At 38.0% G+C, this 19002-nt stretch carries 18 protein-coding genes and 1 other RNA gene; 14 read left to right on the top strand and 5 right to left on the bottom strand.

The window, feature by feature from the left end:
• Positions 1 to 11 precede the first annotated feature (11 nt).
• On the top strand, positions 12 to 1364 hold the full coding sequence (gene glmM, locus JG30_RS05450; protein WP_046316836.1) for a phosphoglucosamine mutase: 1353 nt from the start codon (positions 12 to 14) through the stop codon (positions 1362 to 1364).
• Positions 1365 to 1457: 93 nt separating this feature from the next.
• On the opposite strand, the gene JG30_RS05445 is transcribed toward glmM, so the two are convergent.
• Positions 1458 to 2297, bottom strand: coding sequence for an SPFH domain-containing protein (locus JG30_RS05445; RefSeq protein ID WP_046316835.1), 840 nt, complete (start codon positions 2295 to 2297; stop codon positions 1458 to 1460).
• A gap of 488 nt (positions 2298 to 2785) precedes the next feature.
• On the opposite strand from JG30_RS05445, the gene glmS reads away from it, so the two are divergent.
• From glmS to JG30_RS05385, 12 genes are all read left to right on the top strand, one after another.
• The gene (gene glmS, locus JG30_RS05440) at positions 2786 to 4597 is read left to right on the top strand and encodes a glutamine--fructose-6-phosphate transaminase (isomerizing) (RefSeq protein ID WP_046316833.1); all 1812 of its coding nucleotides are present in this window, start codon (positions 2786 to 2788) and stop codon (positions 4595 to 4597) included.
• Positions 4598 to 4716: 119 nt separating this feature from the next.
• Positions 4717 to 5238: a VanZ family protein gene (locus JG30_RS05435; protein ID WP_046316832.1), complete on the top strand. Its 522-nt coding sequence runs from the start codon at positions 4717 to 4719 to the stop codon at positions 5236 to 5238.
• Between the two features lie 73 nt (positions 5239 to 5311).
• On the top strand, positions 5312 to 6043 hold the full coding sequence (locus JG30_RS05430) for a YebC/PmpR family DNA-binding transcriptional regulator (RefSeq protein WP_046316830.1): 732 nt from the start codon (positions 5312 to 5314) through the stop codon (positions 6041 to 6043).
• 86 nt (positions 6044 to 6129) lie between these two features.
• On the top strand, positions 6130 to 7098 hold the full coding sequence (comGA, locus tag JG30_RS05425) for a competence type IV pilus ATPase ComGA (protein WP_046316827.1): 969 nt from the start codon (positions 6130 to 6132) through the stop codon (positions 7096 to 7098).
• On the top strand, positions 7064 to 8065 hold the full coding sequence (locus tag JG30_RS05420; protein ID WP_046316825.1) for a type II secretion system F family protein: 1002 nt from the start codon (positions 7064 to 7066) through the stop codon (positions 8063 to 8065). The genes comGA and JG30_RS05420 overlap by 35 nt, the downstream gene beginning before the upstream one ends.
• Entirely contained in the window at positions 8066 to 8368 is a 303-nt protein-coding gene (comGC, locus tag JG30_RS05415; protein ID WP_046316823.1) for a competence type IV pilus major pilin ComGC, read from the top strand.
• Positions 8337 to 8798 carry a hypothetical protein gene (locus tag JG30_RS05410; protein WP_143443894.1) on the top strand — a complete coding sequence of 154 codons (462 nt, stop codon included), beginning with the start codon at positions 8337 to 8339 and terminating at the stop codon, positions 8796 to 8798. Before comGC ends, JG30_RS05410 begins: the two co-directional genes overlap by 32 nt.
• Positions 8782 to 9090: a hypothetical protein gene (locus JG30_RS05405; protein WP_046316819.1), complete on the top strand. Its 309-nt coding sequence runs from the start codon at positions 8782 to 8784 to the stop codon at positions 9088 to 9090. Before JG30_RS05410 ends, JG30_RS05405 begins: the two co-directional genes overlap by 17 nt.
• A gap of 28 nt (positions 9091 to 9118) precedes the next feature.
• The gene (locus JG30_RS05400; RefSeq protein ID WP_179854032.1) at positions 9119 to 9538 is read left to right on the top strand and encodes a ComGF family competence protein; all 420 of its coding nucleotides are present in this window, start codon (positions 9119 to 9121) and stop codon (positions 9536 to 9538) included.
• 156 nt (positions 9539 to 9694) lie between these two features.
• Positions 9695 to 10726, top strand: coding sequence for a class I SAM-dependent methyltransferase (locus JG30_RS05395; RefSeq protein ID WP_046316816.1), 1032 nt, complete (start codon positions 9695 to 9697; stop codon positions 10724 to 10726).
• A complete protein-coding gene (locus JG30_RS05390; protein WP_084616677.1) occupies positions 10727 to 11917 on the top strand; it encodes an acetate/propionate family kinase in 1191 nt (396 codons plus the stop codon).
• Positions 11918 to 12134: 217 nt separating this feature from the next.
• Positions 12135 to 13010 (top strand): cation diffusion facilitator family transporter, encoded by an 876-nt coding sequence (locus tag JG30_RS05385; protein WP_046316815.1) that lies wholly within the window; start codon positions 12135 to 12137, stop codon positions 13008 to 13010.
• 863 nt (positions 13011 to 13873) lie between these two features.
• Here the strand turns inward: JG30_RS05385 and ssrA are convergent.
• Positions 13874 to 14242: a transfer-messenger RNA gene (ssrA, locus tag JG30_RS08800) on the bottom strand.
• Between the two features lie 96 nt (positions 14243 to 14338).
• Between ssrA and JG30_RS05380 the strand changes: the two genes are divergently transcribed.
• Positions 14339 to 15391: a M24 family metallopeptidase gene (locus JG30_RS05380; protein ID WP_046316814.1), complete on the top strand. Its 1053-nt coding sequence runs from the start codon at positions 14339 to 14341 to the stop codon at positions 15389 to 15391.
• Positions 15392 to 15678: 287 nt separating this feature from the next.
• Here JG30_RS05380 and JG30_RS08660 read toward each other — a convergent pair whose 3' ends face one another.
• The 3 genes from JG30_RS08660 to JG30_RS05365 all read right to left on the bottom strand — a co-directional run bounded on the left by JG30_RS08660 (position 15679) and on the right by JG30_RS05365 (position 18934).
• Positions 15679 to 16419 (bottom strand): CPBP family intramembrane glutamic endopeptidase, encoded by a 741-nt coding sequence (locus tag JG30_RS08660; RefSeq protein WP_052725212.1) that lies wholly within the window; start codon positions 16417 to 16419, stop codon positions 15679 to 15681.
• A gap of 420 nt (positions 16420 to 16839) precedes the next feature.
• Positions 16840 to 17844, bottom strand: a complete 1005-nt coding sequence (locus tag JG30_RS05370; RefSeq protein WP_046316813.1) for an NAD(P)-dependent oxidoreductase — start codon at positions 17842 to 17844, stop codon at positions 16840 to 16842.
• A 31-nt stretch (positions 17845 to 17875) separates the two neighbouring features.
• Complete coding sequence (locus JG30_RS05365; protein ID WP_046316812.1) at positions 17876 to 18934, bottom strand: AEC family transporter; 1059 nt, start codon at positions 18932 to 18934, stop codon at positions 17876 to 17878.
• Positions 18935 to 19002 lie beyond the last annotated feature (68 nt).

Below are 19002 nucleotides of genomic sequence, written 5' to 3'. Positions count from 1 at the left end.
AGGAATAACTAATGACAAAATATTTTGGTACCGATGGCGTTCGCGGCGTGGCCAATAAAGAATTAACACCCGAATTGGCTTTTAAATTGGGTCGTGACGGGGGCTATGTTTTATCACAACAAAAAGCGACCGACGGACCAGCTACGGTTTTAGTAGCACGGGATACTCGTAAATCTGGTCAAATGTTACAATCTGCTCTGATTGCAGGATTATTGTCAGTAGGCATTGAAGTACTTAATTTGGGAGTTATCACTACGCCAGCGGTAGCGTATTTAGTAAAAGTACAAGATGCGGATGCAGGAATTATGATTTCCGCCTCGCATAATCCCGCTAGTGATAATGGCATTAAGTTTTTTGGCCCAGACGGATATAAACTAAAAGATGTCACTGAAGCCGAAATTGAACATTTTTTGGAACAAGCCCAAGACAGCTTACCCCGGCCGGCTGCAGCTGGAATTGGAACCTTGGAAGATTATAAAGAGGGATCTTTAAAGTATTTGGAATTTTTACGGCAAAGTATTTCAGATGATCTTTCTGGACTTAAAGTGGTTTTGGATGGCGCCAATGGCTCTACCAGTAGTCTGTTGACGAAACTATATGCTGACTTAAATGTTGATTTTTCCACTATTGCCACTAATCCGGATGGAGTGAACATTAATAATGGTGTCGGGTCTACGCATCCTGAAAAATTAGCTCGGGAAGTAGTGGCCCAAAATGCTCAGGCCGGCTTAGCCTTTGATGGTGATGGCGATCGGTGTATTGCTGTCGATGAAAAAGGCAATATTGTTGATGGCGACAAGATAATGTTTATTTTAGGAAATTATTTTAAAGAACACGGTCGCTTGAAAAAAGACACCATTGTCACAACCGTAATGAGTAATTTGGGATTATATAAGGCTCTAGAGGCACACGGGATTCACGCTGTCCAAACTGCTGTGGGCGATCGGCATGTGGCCGCTGAGATGGTTAAAAATGGATATAATCTCGGTGGAGAACAATCCGGGCATATTATTATTTTTGATGTTCATAATACTGGTGACGGGATGTTAACCGGGATTCAATTATTGAATGTGATGAAGCAAACGGGTAAATCTTTATCGGAATTAGCCGCCCCCGTAAAAACTTATCCGCAAAAGTTAGTGAATGTAAAAGTAGTTGACAAAAAGAATTGGCAACAATATTCAGCCATTACGACGGCCATTACCGAAGTGGAACAAGCTCTAGCAGGTGAGGGACGGGTTTTGGTGCGTCCTAGTGGTACTGAGTCTTTACTCCGCATTATGGTCGAAGCGCGAACTTCAGACTTAGCTGATCAATATACTAATCAAATTGCTCAAGTGGTCCAAGAAAATATGGGTTTATAATATCTGAAAAAGGTTGATTCCATAATAAATGGGATCAACCTTTTGTTATTTTGGAACTAATAGAGAATGCGATGCAGGGGTTTTCTACTGGAGTTATTTGGATTTGGCGGGTGGATTAGCATCCTGATGTTTAATAGCTTGGGCTAAAAGAGCAGTTTGACCGAATTGATCACTGTGTTCATTAGGCACGACAACCAAATTAGTTGGGGATTTGGCCAATTTTTCATAGGCATTAATAGATAGATCTTGAAAATATTTTTGATCCGTATTTTGTAACCCCTTTTGAATAGTTTCAATCCGGTAGCGATCAGCATCAGCTTGTGTTTTGGTAGCCTCCGCTTGGGCTTTAGCAGTAGCCATCAGAGCGTTGTTTTGGGCCTCATTAGTCAAACGGATTGATTCGGCTTCACCCTCAGCTTTGGCGATAGCGGCAATGCGTTCCCGATCCGCCGTTAACTGTTTATCCATGGCCTTTTGAATTTCTTGAGAAGGTAATAATTCATCAATGTTGATGCGATCCACATTGATGCCGTAAGTATTGGTTAAATCACCAATCGCCGCTGCTAAATCTGCATTAATTTTGGCAGTCGAACCCAAAGCGTCATTTAAATCCATGCGGCCAATGATATCTCGCAAATGGCCACGAACTAATTGGGCCATGGATTCGACAGAATCCGTATTATTATATTCATATTTGACGGCGTTCGTAACATGAAAGTTCAGCGTAATAGAAGTTGAAACTTCAGCATTGTCTTTAGTGATAATAGAATAATGGGGCAATTCAATCGGTTGCATGGCTAGACTAACGGTACGAATATTTTGTACGATCGGGATATAAAAATGCAAACCTGATTCTACAGTATGTTGGTATTTACCAAACATTTCCACTAATCCTTGACAATTTTGGGAGACTATTTTAATTCCTAAGGGCATACTTATTCCTCATTTCTTAGATAGATTTCATCGTACTGCTTTGCATTAACTTCCTAAAAGACCGCCGTTACGGTCATTTTATTGTTCTGAATTACGCTCACGTTCAAATGAAGGTCATTGACTCATGACACATTAGTACAGTTATTTTCAAAGCCCAGGTTATACAGTTAAAAACGCGTGAAGCGATGAATCCAAACTATGTAGATGGGAAGAGTAATGATGGGCGGATTAAAAATTAAAAAATAGCTTGGAATTTCGATTACTTTGCGATTGTGTATCCCTCCTTTGGCAACCTAGACTACTTAATCATAGCATATTAAGATTTAAAATAATTCATACTGGCAAGTAATGTGCCACTAGTTTTTGCTATACCAATTCTAGTAAAATAATTGACATTTGCTCCTACAAATAGTAATATACTGGCTGGTTCAATTATTAACTAAAGCTCAATTGGTACTATACCAATTTTTGTTAGAGGAGAATATTTTATGTGTGGAATCGTTGGTGTGGTAGGAAACCCACAAACAACCTCAATTTTAATTAATGGTTTAAAAAAATTAGAATATCGTGGCTATGATTCAGCAGGTATTTATGTAACAGACGAACAAGGACATGACATATTAAAAAAACGTGTAGGCAAAATTGCCAATTTACAACAAGCTTTAGATACAAATGATCAAGGATTGGCCGGCATCGGTCAAACTCGCTGGGCAACCCACGGTAAGCCGACAGAAGCAAATGCACATCCGCATTTTTCAGAAGATAAACGTTTTTATATAGTCCACAATGGAGTTATCACTAACTTTAATGAACTTAAACAAAAATACTTATCTGATGTTCATTTTGCGAGTGATACTGATACGGAAGTGATTGTTCAATTAATTGCTTACTTTGCTCAACAAGATAATTCTTCAACCTTAACTGCTTTACAAAAAACTTTATCCTTACTGAACGGTTCTTATGCGTTTGCTTTAATGGATCGGCAAGAACCAGATAAATTATGGGTCGCTAAAAATAAGAGTCCTTTATTAATCGGTTTAGGCGATCACTTCAATGTGGTTTGTTCTGATGCTATGGCAATGTTAGATCAAACCCATAAGTATTTAGAAATTCATGATGGCGAAATTGGGGTAATTTCTAAAGAACAAGTACAGATTTTGACATTGGATGGTCAAGCTGTACAACGGGACCCTTATACGGTAGCTATGGATGCCACTGATATTTCTAAAGGAACGTATGATAGTTATATGTCCAAAGAAATTGACGAGCAGCCGGCTGTTTTACGACGGATCGCAAAAGAATATTATCGTGATCAACAACCAGTTATTTCTCCTGATTTAATTGCGGAAATGAAACAAGCAGATCGTATTTATATTGTAGCAGCCGGTACGAGTTATCATGCAGGCTTGGTGGGACAAGAATTATTTGAAGAATTAGCCAATGTTCCGGCAGAGGTGAAATTAGCCAGTGAATTTGGCCACCATTTGGGCAAATTATCGCAACGACCGTTCTTTATTTTCTTAACTCAAAGTGGCGAAACTGCTGATAGTCGACAAGTGTTAGTGCAAACTAAAGCTTTAAAATACCCATCATTAACTGTGACTAATGTGGCTAATTCTACCTTGGCGCGGGAATCAGATTATGCATTATTGTTACATGCGGGTCCTGAAATTGCCGTGGCTTCAACCAAAGCATATACAGCTCAAATTGCCGTGCAAGCTATTTTGGCTCAGGCTCTGGGACAAGCTTTAAACTATCAGCCAAAGCATCCAATTGATGTCTTAAATCAATTAGGTTTAGCTGCCAATGCTATCCAAACTGTCATTGATCAAAAAGATAAGTTAGAAAAATTAACGGAAGATTATTTTGACAAACATGACCGGGCTTTCTTTATTGGCCGGGGCAATGGTTACATGGTCGCTTTAGAAGCTGCGTTAAAATTAAAAGAAGTCTCATATATTCATGCAGAAGGTTTTGCTGCTGGTGAATTGAAACATGGAACTATTGCATTAATCGAAAATCAAACCCCTGTTGTAGCGTTTATTTTAGAAGAAGCTACGGCTGCGCATACCCGAGGCAATGTCAAAGAAGTGGTTAGTCGTGGCGCGCATACTTTGACCATTGCGAAAAAATCGTTGGCGCAATCCGATGATACCATTGTTTTAGATGATTTGAACGAACTCTTGATGCCGTTAGTTGCGATTATCCCCGGGCAATTATTTGCTTATTTTGCCGCTAAACATCGTGGTAATGATGTGGATCAACCGCGTAACTTAGCTAAAAGTGTCACAGTAGAATAAGTTATTGCAAAAACTCTAGTTGTACGCAACTGGAGTTTTTTATGCTTTTAATTAACCTGCAAAATTTTTACTTTATAGTATAATTTGATTAAGAATTCTCAGGTTACTAGAGGTTAGCAATGGTCACAGTTTTCAAAAAGAATTGGCTTTGGCTCAGTGCCATCGCCGTAATCATTGGTGGTTTGTTTATTAGTTCGTCTATGACTTATCATCAACAGTCATTAATTCCCCAATTAAAATATTATTTAGCGGCGCACCCGGCAGAGGCACAGCTGCAACAGATCGATTTTCATTATGGCGGTCAAGAACAATCCTTAAAGACTGTGGGCTACTTTAAACTTGTAGAGTTTTTCATACGCAAAACGGCGCATTTCATGGTTTTTGGTTTATTGGGAATGTTTAGTTTTTTATTTTTAAAAAATGAACTGCGCCATTGGCCATTAGCACCATGGATTGCTTGGTTTGTGGTAACCGGCTGGGCGGGTTTTGATGAATTTCATGAGATGCTCACCGGTGGTCGGACGGCTTTGGTAGCAGATGTGATGCTAGACAGCGCCGGAGCCTTTTGTTTTATTGTCATAACTGTTTTAATCTGGCGTTTATGGGTTAGCTATCACCAAAAGCACCAGAGAAAATATTGAAGGCTGGCGCTTTTTTTGGTATGATAACAATCGGTTTTATGTAATTATTAATGTAAGAAAGAAGGAAACGCGTATGTCAGGACATTCCAAATGGCATAATATTCAAGGCCGGAAAAATGCTCAAGATGCAAAGCGGGGCAAAATTTTCCAGAAATTATCCCGCGAGATTTACATGGCAGCAAAGGGTGGTGATCCTGATCCCGCGAACAATCCTTCTTTACGTTTAGTGATGGATAAAGCTCGTGCTGCGAACATGCCTAAAGATAATATTAAGCGGGCCATTGATAAAGCAGCTGGTGCTGGTGGCGAAAATTATGAAGAAATCACTTATGAAGGTTATGCACCCGGTGGAGTAGCAGTATTAGTCAATACTTTAACAGATAACAAAAATCGCACCGCAACTTCTGTGCGCGTAGCTATTACACGTAATGGCGGCAGTATGGGGTCTACGGGATCAGTGGCTTATTTATTTGATCGTAAAGGCTATATTGTGATTGATCGGACTACTACCGAAGCTGATGAAGATCAGATGTTAGAAGATTTGATGGAAGCCGGAGCCGACGATTTGGAGGTATCTGAAGACGCTTATGAAATTTATACCGATCCCAAAGAGTTTACTACGGTACGTGATACTTTGGAACAGCAAGGCTATCAATTAGCTAACGCTGAATTAATCATGGTTCCTAAAAACACCGTGCCAGTGCCTGATGATAAAAAAGATCAGTTTACGCACATGATTGAGCAATTAGAAGATGATGATGATGTTTCTGCAGTTTATACAGCGGCAGCTAATTTTGAGAATTAATTAGATTAAATGAAATTTATAAAAAACTCCCTTCTCAAAGGGAGTTTTTTTATTTTTTGCGTACTTTTAAATGAAAGGAGGTAAATATGAAACCAGAAACATACACGCAAAAATTATTAACCTTTGCTTGTCAGCGCCTCGTATCAGACATTTTCTTTTTACCACAATTATCGCGCGTGCTGGTCAAGATGCGGGAGGTAGATGGTCTGCATACCTATCAAATTCTTCAGACTGATTTTGCGGCTAGCGTCATTAGTTATTTGAAATTTACTTCAGATATGAATATTAGTGAACATCGAAGGCCGCAAGTGGGGGCCCGTAAATTTGAGTTTCAACAACAACAAATCAATTTACGTTTATCCGCATTAGGAGATTTCAATAATTGTGAATCTTTGGTTATTCGCTTGATCTATCCGCTAGGCCAACCCGCCATGGACTGGACACAGGGGCAGTGGCCTCAATTAGTTAATCAACGTGGTTTAATTTTGTTTAGCGGGCCGACAGGTTCTGGTAAAACCACCGCGATGTATGAATTGGTCAAAGCTTATAGTGCACAAAAAGTAGTGCTCACGATAGAAGATCCAGTGGAGGTGGTCGAACCGAGCTTTTTACAAATTCAAGTAAATGCCCGTGCGCAAATGAGTTATGCTGATCTGATTAAAACGTCTTTGCGTCATCGGCCGGATATTTTAATTTTAGGTGAAATTCGTGATGAGCAGACCGCTCAAATGGCTGTGCGTGCTGCTTTAAGTGGCCATTTAGTCATTTCGACCGTCCATGCTCGAAACAAGTTTGCCGTCGTGGGGCGCATGATGGAATTAGGTATTACGCAACAACAGCTCTATTCAGTCCTGACCTGTATTGTCTATCAACGTTTAATCATGCAAAAAGATCGCAGTATTAAAGCTTATCGGGATATGCTGAGCGGTGAGGACTTATTACAAGCTATCAAAATTCCGCAGAGTAATTTTGGTGACTGGCATCAATTATTACAACTGGACTATCAGAGAGGATTGTTGGATGATCAAACTTATCAACAATTTTACACCGGTTAAATTAAGTTCTCAGCAGCAAAGCTTTTTTCTCTATACTTTAGCGCAATTGTTAAAAAACGGCTTTTCTTTAGAAATGGCTTTAGAATCGCTTAAATTACTTTTGCCTCGTCAACAAACCAAATTACAATTTATGATTGAACAATTACAACGGGGTTTTAGTTTAGCTATTGCTTTTGAACAATTGGGATTATCCAAAACGATTCTTAGTCAATTAGCAATTGCGGAAGTGCATGGGGACTTGATTAAATGCTTACAAGAAAACGCTAACACTCTAAAAATGCGCCATCAAAATTGGCAAAAAGTATTGAATTTACTAGCTTACCCTTGTTTTTTACTATTTTGTTTAGCTTCATTACTGGTTTTTTTAAAATTAGAATTGGCCCAACAGTTACCGCCCCTACGTTTAGCGGCGCCCTATCGGGTGGGAATTTGCTTATTTAGTCTGGTAATAATTGGAGTTATTTTGGTAGAGGTTTGGTTTTGGCAACGCGTAGATGATTTACACAAGGCGTTACATCAAATTAAATGGCCGTTTATCGGAAGAATTTATCAAAACTATTATTATTATGTCGTTTTAAGTGGATTAGCAACTTTTCTCAAAAGTGGTTTATCATTACAAGATATTTTGACGGCTAGTCAACAATTAACGAAGGGTTCATTACAACAGTGTTTAGCCCAACAGGTAAAAGAAAAAATCTTAGCAGGGCAAAGCCTAAAACAAATTATTAACAGCCAACCCCTATTAGCCAATGAAATTAATCTGGCCATTAATTTAGGCCATGAACGTTTCCAAATGGCGGTTGAATTAGCGACGTTAGCCCAATTAAAACATGAACAACTACAAAAACAATTACGTCGCTTAATAAATCAAATTCAACCCTTTTTCTTTTTGATTGTTGCAGGCATGATTTTGTTAACATATTTGAGTATTTTATTGCCTATTTATTCAATGATGAAAGGATTTTAAATGATGTTGAAAACCCGTAAACATGCAGCCTTTACTTTAATCGAAATGGTTATTGTGCTTTTTATAATTTCCTTATTATTATTAATTATTATTCCTAACATTAATCAGCAAAAGCAGGCTGCGCAATCCAAAACAGAAGCCGCCTTCCAGACGACATTACAAACCCAAGTGGATATGTATGAAGGAGCTAATCCGACTTGGCAAAAATTACTGGATGAACATTATTTGTCTAAAGCACAATATAACAAAGCCACAGATCGAGGTTACGCTATTGAAGATGGTACAGTTACCAAACCTAAGTAGACAACTTGCCTTTACTCTAGTCGAAACCATTATTGCTTTGAATCTGATTTGTTGGTTAATTATCATTCCCAGTATAGATTTGGGTCAACAATGGCAGATACAACAAGAAAAATTATTTTTACTCAAATTCCAAAGCAATTGGAATTGGTCTTTGAAACGTGCTTTTTTAGAGAAAAGCAACTGTGTAGTCGAATTTAATAGTGCTCAGCACATCATTACTTTTCGCGATTATCGTCTGCAAACACCGAATGTCAATTTGACTTTACCGAAAACTTTGAATGCATCTTTAAAACGCAATAATAAATTAACTATTCATGCTGACGGTTCTGTGGAGCCGACGACCATTTATTTTGTGTCACAATTAACAAAGCGACGCTACACTTATACCGTACAAAAACATTGGGGGCGATTATTTGAGACCCAAACGTAGCGGTTTTTTATTGTTAGACAATATGTTGGGCTTTTTTTTAATTTTGCAGGCCTTAGCATTAATTCCTTTATGTATTGTTCCGACGCAAAAAAAATTACAAATTACGCAAACGCAAACTAATGCCCGCGTCGCCTTATGGCAAAAATTAACACATCCACAAATTAAAAAGTTGACTTTAGACAATCAAACCTATACTTTTCGACGCAATAAAGGAAATTATGAAGTATTTACATCGACAGGGAAATTATTGTATAACAGCCAAACCCAGACTTTCCGCTTTTTTACTCAGTGAAGCCATTATCTCCTTATTAGTTCTGAGCTTGACCCTATCGCTGGCCATGGTAGGAGTTCAGTATTATCAACAGCAAAAGCACCAATTAACCCGTTCACCTAGTGATTGGACTGTAGCTATGTTACAACTGGAAAAAATTACGCAGACGGCAACTTTAATCGAAGTAACTGCGAAATCTGCTAAATTTGTAACAGGTGCAGATTACGCCTATCCAAATAAAGTTTATCGTTTATCAATTTATAACAATATGTTACGTTTAACTGGAGAATCAGCCGGCCATATGCCGATTTTTGTCAACCAAGGTTATATTGTACTAAAGCGGCAGCAGTCTACACTTCAAATTATTATTATCGATTCAATTCAACGAAAGTGGGAATATTATCTTGATTTTAAAGGTCCGCCACGCAGCGTCCACCACAATTCTCATCGTACTGTTATTAAACCTTGAATGTATCATGGTGCTTTTATATTTAAATTTTTATCAGCATGAATTGACTACGCAACGCCAAATTAGCCAAGTTTATACACAAAGAATAATTAACTTTGCGAAATAAGCTGATTTTCGATAACATGAACAATGAATAATAGTTATCGAGGTAAATTAATGGCGAACGATCAAAATGAAATTGCAAAAATTTACCAGTTGGTAGATCAAACTACAGCCCAACTACAAAAATTTTTAAATGAAAGTTATACGAATGCACTTTCAGAAAATTTATTTAATTGGTACCAGCAAAAAACGTTTGTAGAAGATGGTTTTCCCACACCCGAACAAGTTGTGAAGCTCAATCAACAATACCAAAAGTTTAATTTTGCAGATTATCCTCTTCCAATCATCAAAAAAGCGGTAGAATTAAATATTGTGAAAGCACAAAAGACGGATCAAACGGATGTGAATCATTTAATGTCGCCGGATATTGTGGGCACATTTTGCGCTTTGATTATTGCTGAAATCTTTCACGCACAATCAAGACCAGTTTATGAAGTAGTGGATCCCTGTGTGGGTACCGGTAATTTATTATTGGAAACTAAGCTAGAGTTGCAAAAGAGTACAGCATTAACTTTGAATTTGCATGGCTTAGATAATGATGATGTCCAACTGGCTTTAGCGGATTCTTATGCCCAATTAATTCATGAATCAATCGACTTATATCACCAAGATGCCATCGCTGCTTGGATGATTTCCGATTGTGATCTTGCTTTAAGTGATTTACCGGTGGGCTACTATCCTTTGGACAATAATGCTTTAGATTTTCAAACCAAGGCGACTACGGGACATTCATATGCCCACCATCTACTCATGGAGCAGACAATGAATAATTTGCGGGCTGGGGGAATTGGCATTTTTATAGTACCTGCACAAATTTTTGAAACCGAACAAGCGACTACTTTAGCGCAATGGATGGTTGAAAAAGTGTTTTTACAAGCTGTGCTAACTTTGCCACCCAAATTATTTGCTTCAAAGGCCGCTGCCAAATCACTTATAGTACTTCAAAAACATGGACCCAAGGCGCACCAAGCCAGCCCAGTTTTGATGGGGACTTTGCCGGATTTACAAAATAAAGATGCCGTCAATGCTTTAAAACACAATTTACAAACTTGGAGTCACAAGACGTTTAATGAGGAGGATAATTAATTGGAACGTAAAGTATTAATTGTAAACTCAGGGAGCTCAACCTTGAAGTTTAAATTGTTTTTGATGCCCACTGAAGAAGTCATTGCTCAAGGGATGGTGGACCGTTTAGGTTTAGATCAATCAACCTTTACCATGACTTATCACGGTCACCAATATCAGTCGCAACAAAATATCCCGACTCATGCAGCCGCGGTAGAGTTATTAGTAAATCAATTGGAAAAACAACAAGTGATTAATACTATTACGGACTTATCTGGAGTAGGACATCGAGTTGTATCGGGGGGACCATATTTCCAAGACTCTACGGTTATTGAAGCTACGAATTTACAACAACTAGATAAGTTAAATGAATTTGCTCCTTTGCATAATCCAGCAGAACTGAAGGGCATTGAGGCATTTGCACAAATGTTACCTGATGTACCACAGGTAGCAGTTTTTGATACGACCTTTTATCAAAACTTGCCGCGTGTTAATCAAGTTTATTCCATTCCGTTAGAATATGAAAAAAAATATGGTGCGCGACATTATGGGGCTCACGGCACTAGTCATAATTACGTTTCACATGAAGCTGCTCGGTTTTTACAGCAGGACTATCAAAAGTTAAAAATAATTAGTATGCATATTGGCAGTGGCGTTTCGATAACTGCAATCCAAGATGGTCAGGCAATTGATACTTCTATGGGTTTTACTCCTATATCGGGAGTTACTATGAGTTCACGTGCGGGAGATATTGATATCTCCTTGGTCGCCTTTTTAATGGAAAAATTGCATCTCACGAATATTCAAGATATGATTCAAATTTTAAACAATGAATCAGGCTTGAAAGGCCTTTCCGGTATCTCGCCGGATATGCGGGATTTAATTGCAGTTAAAGATACTAATCCGCGAGCCAAATTAGCAATTGATGTTTTTATTAATCGAATTGTGAAATACGTCGGCAGTTATTTAGCGGAAATGAACGGGGCAGATGTATTTATTTTCACAGCCGGTGTGGGTGAAAACAATGCCGCTATTCGTAAAGCTATTTTACAAAATTTTGCTTATCTTGGAGTCCACGTTGATGATCAAGCAAATGAGCAGGGGTCGGGAGAACGGATAATCACGACTTCGGATTCAGCAATTACTGCGCTCATGGTTCCAACCAACGAAGAATTAGTAATTGCTCGTGAATTCATGCGCTTAGTTCCGTAATCTGGAATGCAAGATTTTTATCATCATAGCCTAGATGTAAAGCATCTAGGCTTTTTGATTGGTCTGATCACTAAGAGTGCTAAAAATTAGGTTTTCTTAAATTATCGTATTAAATATCCTAAAAAATTATCAATTGTTGACTAACTAGCGCCATGATGCTTAAAATGTCCTTCTAATACAAAATGATTTATTCTTTAATACAAGAGGGTAAATACTCATGATCAAGCAACGTTACCAACAAATTAAAGCCGCTGAAGGCGGCGCCTTATTAAGTTTAGTCGCTTATTTTTGCATTGCCATTTTAAAATTGTTAGTCAGTTTTTATGCTCACTCCGAAGCCTTAAGAGCTGACGGCTTGAATAATTTTACAGATCTGATTTCTTCGATCACCGTTTTAATCGGTTTACAAATTTCGCGAAAACCTTCCGATCAAGAGCATCATTATGGACATTGGAAGTCGGAAAATATCGCTAGTTTAGTAACTTCACTTATTATGGTTATGGTGGGGTTACAAGTATGTATTAATGCGCTTATTAATATTTTTCAAAATGAAACTTCCATGCCTGATCCTTGGGCTGGATTAGCGGGACTGGTTTCTGCCGGAATTATGGTATTTGTTTACGAGTTTAACCGAAGATTGGCTCGTAAAGTGCACAGTACAGCCTTACTTGCAGCAGCCAAAGACAATTTGAGTGATGTTTGGACTAGTTTGGGAACAGCGGTTGCCGTAATTGCAGCTGCCTTGAAAATTCCCTGGTTAGATAATGGGGCAGCCTTGGTCATTGGTGGCTTAATTTTAAAAACGGCTTGGGATATTTTTCGCGATAGTAGTTTTTCGCTATCAGACGGTTTTGATGAAAAAAAATTAGTTCAGTATCAACAAGCTGTTGCACAAATTCCTTTTGTTCGCGGTGTTAAAAAAATTCGAGGCCGTAGTTATGGCGATAATATTTTTTTGGAAGTAGTTGTTTTAATGGATCCGGATTTGACTGTTCGCCGTAGTCATGCAGTTACGGAACAAATCGAACACCTTTTACAAAATAAATACCATATTTTTGATGTGGATGTGCATGTAGAGCCAACAGTTAATTAGGGAAGATTTTAAAACCATAATCAGCTGCAGCCGCCGATAATATGCAGTTATTTCTTTATTTTAAGTATTTACCCGAGGTAACTAGTACAAATCTCCTCGGGCTTTTTATTTTTTTAAATATTAGCAAGTTATTATTGTATCTATATAATAATTCCATTATTCATGGAATTGTCTTGGCGAAATTAGCTTAGCGAATTAAACCCAAGCCACTGACAAAAGCTAATAAGCAGCCTTTAAAAGTTATCCGCACCGGGTTAAAGAGCACAAGAGATCAAGAGGAGGAACTAGGACCTGAATACAACTCAATACTATTCAAAGAATATTGAACATGGATAAAGTACAGCTATAATAAAATTACTGGTAATAAGCGAATTTTATTATTTGGTGTCTACTACAAAAGATAAAACGGGTAGTATCATATTAGGCACAGTTACCGTATTATTAAACGTTATTCCTGCATTTTGGTGAGGACAACGGCATTTTTGATGTTTGCAGAGCTAAAAAGCTACACTGTGAATGAGCTAGCTGAACAAATAGCTCACGGGGATATTTTCTAAATTAAAAAGGTTTATTGGCAATAATTAGACTTGGTAACTCCTTGATGAAATAGCCTAGATATTAATGGCTAAATTACTCCTAACGACATCGAAGTACGTCTATAAATGTTTCGCTCTTGATAAATATTTTAATGAAGTCGATGATAAAATGGTTGTCGTTTGAAATACTTTCCAGAACAAGCTAGTTATCTGCTTATTTTGATTATCGATAAGGGCACAATCAGACTTAGACTCATCTTTAACAAAATAAAAAGCCTCCAACCAGCTTTCGGATTGAGGCTTTCAATATAACCGATGAAATAACACAAATGGAGATGAGGAGAATCGAACTCCTGTCCATACATACTGCCACACCAGTATCTACATTCATAGTTGCACCATTTAAAGTTTATCGCCCAGTACGCCGTACAACGTGGCTAATCTTAGCGACTAGCCTGGATAATCTCTTTTTAACTACTCAGGCGGCATAGTCAAACGTAGTCCAATTATTTGAGACCCAAACTTAATCCTTGGACAAAATTAAGTGGATCACGCCTAGACTGTGATTAAGCAGCTAAAGCGTAAGAGTTGTTATTATTTTTTGCAGTTATAATTTAACTGTAACGTTTTTACGTAGTCGTAACCTACGAAATGCAACCGATGCTCAACTACATATGTCGAATCCATAACATCCCCGTTAAGCTCGATTATTATAACATTGATAAATTGATAATTCAATCAATTGAATTATAGGGTATACTAACGCTAAAACCATAACGCGGGAGGTAAGTCATGAATAGTTTAGATAAAATTCGCCAAGAAATGCGGGCTGTAGCAGTAGATACGCTTTTAATTAGTCGTCCGGCCAATTTAAGTTATTTATTAGATTTTGCGGATTATGAAGGATTAATGATTATCACTTTAAACGAGCAATATTTGTATACTGATGGCCGTTTTTTTGCACAAATTCAAGCTTTGGCACCACAGTTTCAGATTGTGGATATGAAAGAGCATCCTTTAGCTGATTTTTTAAAAAGCTGTGCGGTACACAAATTAATGATTGAACCGGATTTCTTAAACGTAACGACCTTTCGCCAGTTAGAACACCAATCTTGGTCGGTTGTAGATTCGAGTAATCTAGTGGAAAAAATTCGAATGGTCAAAACGCCAGCGGAAATTGCCAAGGTTCAGGCAGCAGCGCAAATTGCCGATCAAGTTTTTGATCATATCTTAAAGTATTTGCAGCCGGGGCAGACAGAACTAGCGATCGCAACGGAAATGGAACACTATGGCAAAAAATTAGGGGCTACAGCGACTTCTTTTCCAACCATTGTAGCTTCGGGCGTGCATTCGGCCATGCCCCATGCCACGGCTACAAATAAAGTGCTGGCAGCTCATGAATTGGTAGTTTTGGATTATGGATTTGTTTATCAGGGTTATGATTCAGATATTACACGAACAGTAGCATTAGGCAGCGTGGATCCACAATTACAGCAAATTTATCAAATTGTCTTAGAAGCCCAAACAGCGATCATTAAGCAACTGCATTTAAACCAGCCCTTAGCAGAGATTGATAAGTTTGCCCATGACTACATCGCAAAACGTGGTTTTGGACCTGAGTTTATGCATGGAACGGGTCATAGTGTGGGTCGTGAATGCCATGAATATCCCACGATGAATGCCCAAAGTATTGAAACTCTACCTGCCCAGATGACTTTTACCATTGAACCGGGAATTTATTTACCTAATCATGGTGGAGTGCGCATTGAAGACGATTTATATTTGGATACTTCCGGTCAAGTCCACTTTTTAACGAACGCTAAGCGAGAATTAATTGTCTTGTAAATTTTATAAAGAGCTGGCTAAATAATAAGCTATCTTTTTAAATCGAAATGACCTAATAAGTTTGCTTGAGGACTAATAGCTGTGTTTTATATGCTGTTAGTCTTTTCAATTGGTAGGTCCTTACTTGTAGCAGTCTAATTTTATAACTAAAATGTCAATTCCAATTATTAAACTGCCCAAACTAATGGTCTTGAAAAATACCAGAATAGCGCTGTAGCTGCTAAGACACTTTTCAAAATTATAACGAGCAAATATCTACTAATGTTTGGCAAAAAAAGTTGTGAAAGTTATTTGGCGACTAATAATAAAATCAGGAACGCGAATGTATCAAATAAAAAATGAACGCCAAAACTCACCCAGAGATTGCGAGTTTTGATAAAAGCCCAGTTTAAAACTAACCGGGTAAAAGCTAATCCCAAAAGCACATAGCCTAAATTATAGTCATAAGTGGATAAATGGAGTAATGCAAAGATAACTGCAGAGGTAAGATTGCTCCAGAACAAGGGATGCTTCCAGCTTAAAGACTGTGCTAATTGATTCATAGCGAGTAAGGGCATGATGGCTAAAAATTCTTCACCTAATATTTGGATCGCGCTACTAAAACGTTGATAAAGAAAAATGAGCCAGACATGAGGGGTTCTCAAAGTGATTTCAGCGGCGGTATTGCCAGAAACTGCACCGAATAGTTTTTGCGACAGGCTTCCCGATAAAACAGAAACCAAGTACGTTAAAAGGAAAAAAGCTACAAGCCAAAGCCATTCTCGAGCAGGCGGCCAATGAAATAAGTGCCGCCAGTTGGATCCAACAGCAATTTGTAATCCGCTTATTTGAACTAGTAAAAATACTGTGACAATAAGGATCTGAAAGCCGGCCGCTAGAAAACTAGGATGCCGGCCGTTAAAAATTAAGGATTCTGGTAGCAACCCACCAGGCAGAACCAGGCAGCCATAAGCTAGTAAGTTAGACAATAAAATGATTAGCCATTTTTTCCCAGATAATTGATCTGAATTAGATAAATTATTTGCCATGATAATTTTCCTTTACGTATACCTGTTGAGTAAGGTTTCATATTTAATTTTTATCAATTTCATCAATTCCTAAAAAGTTCTATCTAAGAGTAGATTACCATTAATTGAGAAACGATACCGCGATGAAGGATTGGGATTTACCGATAATTTACTAATTTAAACAATCTGTAGATACTCTGGGGGCAAAGCCAATGTGGACTTTAGTCTGATTATAAGAAGCGCAGAGTACCAGGAGAAAATATTACTGCTTTAAATCAGGATAGGGATTGCAAACTTGTTTCTGAAAATTTATCAATTAAAGACCTTGGCATTGAGACACGCTTTTTTAGTGATGTGCACAAAAAGTCAATTTTAAAAAATAACTAACCCCCGAAATTATCTCAATTTCGGGGGTTAATATTGTTAGCTTTAAATATATATCTATTTATCAGGCTGTACTAAATTATCACAGGTGCCAGTAGCGAGAACTTCGTGAAAATTATCAAAGCTAATCTTAATCATATCCACCAGCGCTTCTTCAGTATAAGAACCTAAGTGCGGGGTAATTAAAACGCGTGGATATAAGTCGATCAGTGCTTGTAAATTTAAATCTTTAATCTGATCTACCTTTTTGCCAAAATAATCAGCTTCATGATCTAAAACATCTGTGGCAAAACCACTCAAACGGTCATTTTGAAGCGCCGCAACAACTGCCGAAATATCGACAATTTCTGCCCGGGCCGTATTGACTAAAACTGCTTGGGGTTTCATCAAATTAATTAAATCTGCATTAACAAAACGATCATTTTTACCAGGGAAATAAGGCACATGCAGCGAGACAATGTCGGCGGTTTGGAAAACTTCTTCTTGGGATTTAAAATCCACAATTTTTTTGGCAGCTTCAGATTGGAACACATCATAACCGATAACTTTTGTACCTAAAGCATGATAATTTTGAGCTTCAGTTAATCCAATTCTTCCGGTTCCGATAATTCCGACTTTTAAGTCATGAATTTCGCGAGTAAACTCGCTAGGTTGAACTATAAAATTCTTTTGATGACTGGCATGAGTCGCCCAACTTACTCGCCGTTGTTGCAGTGTTAAGCCTAATGTGAAAGCTAAGTCGGAAACCGCATGCGGAGAATAGCTAGGGACTCGTGCGACAATTTGACCGTTATCTTGGGCGGCTTGTAAGTCAATATGATTAAAACCCACCGTCCGTGTAAAGACATATTTAATTTGCCAATCGTGCAGTTTTTGAAGATTTTGAGCATCTGCAACACAATTAGCGCGCAATAAAACTGCGTCCATGCCTTGGGCCGTGTCAATATTGTCGTGTGTTAACAATTCCGGTAACAATTTTAATTCATACTGGTATTGATTGAGTTTCTTAAAATAATCAACTTCGTTATCTCTGACACCATAGACAGCAATTTTAAAAGTCATTCAAACTCCTTCTTTCGAGAAATATTTTAGTTTAAAAAATACCGGCACTACCAATTAAAGAAATAATGACGATCCAAATAGGAACCATGATCACGGCACCAATTGTGGAAATAAAGGAAGCATTCGAAGTCAGCACAGCTTCACGATCAAAACCAATAGCATAAGAAGCTGCCACCGCTGCTGTTGGAGTGGCCATCATAATTAAAATGGTTGCCATAGCTACTTGACTAACTGGCAGAATTTTAGTGACTGTTAAGACAAATAACAGGGCTAAATTAATTGCCGGTACAACAATGGTTTTAATAGCCGTGTAGTACCATGAAGTTTTGTTCTTGGCAGCCGATTTAAAGCTGATTTCTCCTAGAGTAGAGCCAATAGCAAGCCAGGCGAGTGGTGATGATAAGCTAGCTAAATAAGTCAATGGTTTAAACAACCATGGAGCCGTGACGTCGATGCGGTAAAAAGCCACGGTAACTGCCTTGTGAGTTTCAGGATTAAGTCCCGTTAAAGTTGGCATGTACGGTTGAATAATCCATAAAATCAATCCCAAAAAGGTGGCTAGGACTACTGGGTTTAAAAACATTTGCCGGATGTTCTTTTTCGTCATTTTTAAACCACTCATTACGATGTAAGCGTAAGAGTAAAGAAAAATACGATAACCAATATTAAAAATAGATGCGTACATCGTACCTTTGGGACCATAGATAGCAGCCACTATCGGCATTCCGAAAAAGGTGGTCGAACCAAAGGTAGTCAGCACACTTAAGACTGTTTGTCGATCATGATCATAACCTAAGTAAAATAACTTGCTAACAAAAATTAAAATAATATAAATTAAAATACCAAAAATCAGCACTGCCAAACCATGCTTTAAAGTTTGATCATCAATTGGCGCCATAAACGAATTAAACGCCAATGCAGGCAAAGATACTGACAAAACAATCTTCGTCATCATTTTACCAAATTGATCACTAAAAATGTTCTTTTTCCGTAGAAAAAAACCCAATAAAATAATAAACAGTGTGGAAGTAATAGAGCTAATAATGTTCATATCCGTGAAGGTTTTGAATAACGCTTGACTAATATCCATCAGTAAACTCCTTTTATCAAATTTGAATTGGTAACTTACATTAGTGAATTGTATAACATTCACAAGTG

It is taken from the genome of Bombilactobacillus mellifer, assembly GCF_000970795.1.
Taxonomy (GTDB): domain Bacteria; phylum Bacillota; class Bacilli; order Lactobacillales; family Lactobacillaceae; genus Bombilactobacillus; species Bombilactobacillus mellifer.
The sequence above is the reverse complement of the archived record's forward strand: the minus strand, read 5'-3'. Positions and strand labels throughout refer to the sequence as shown.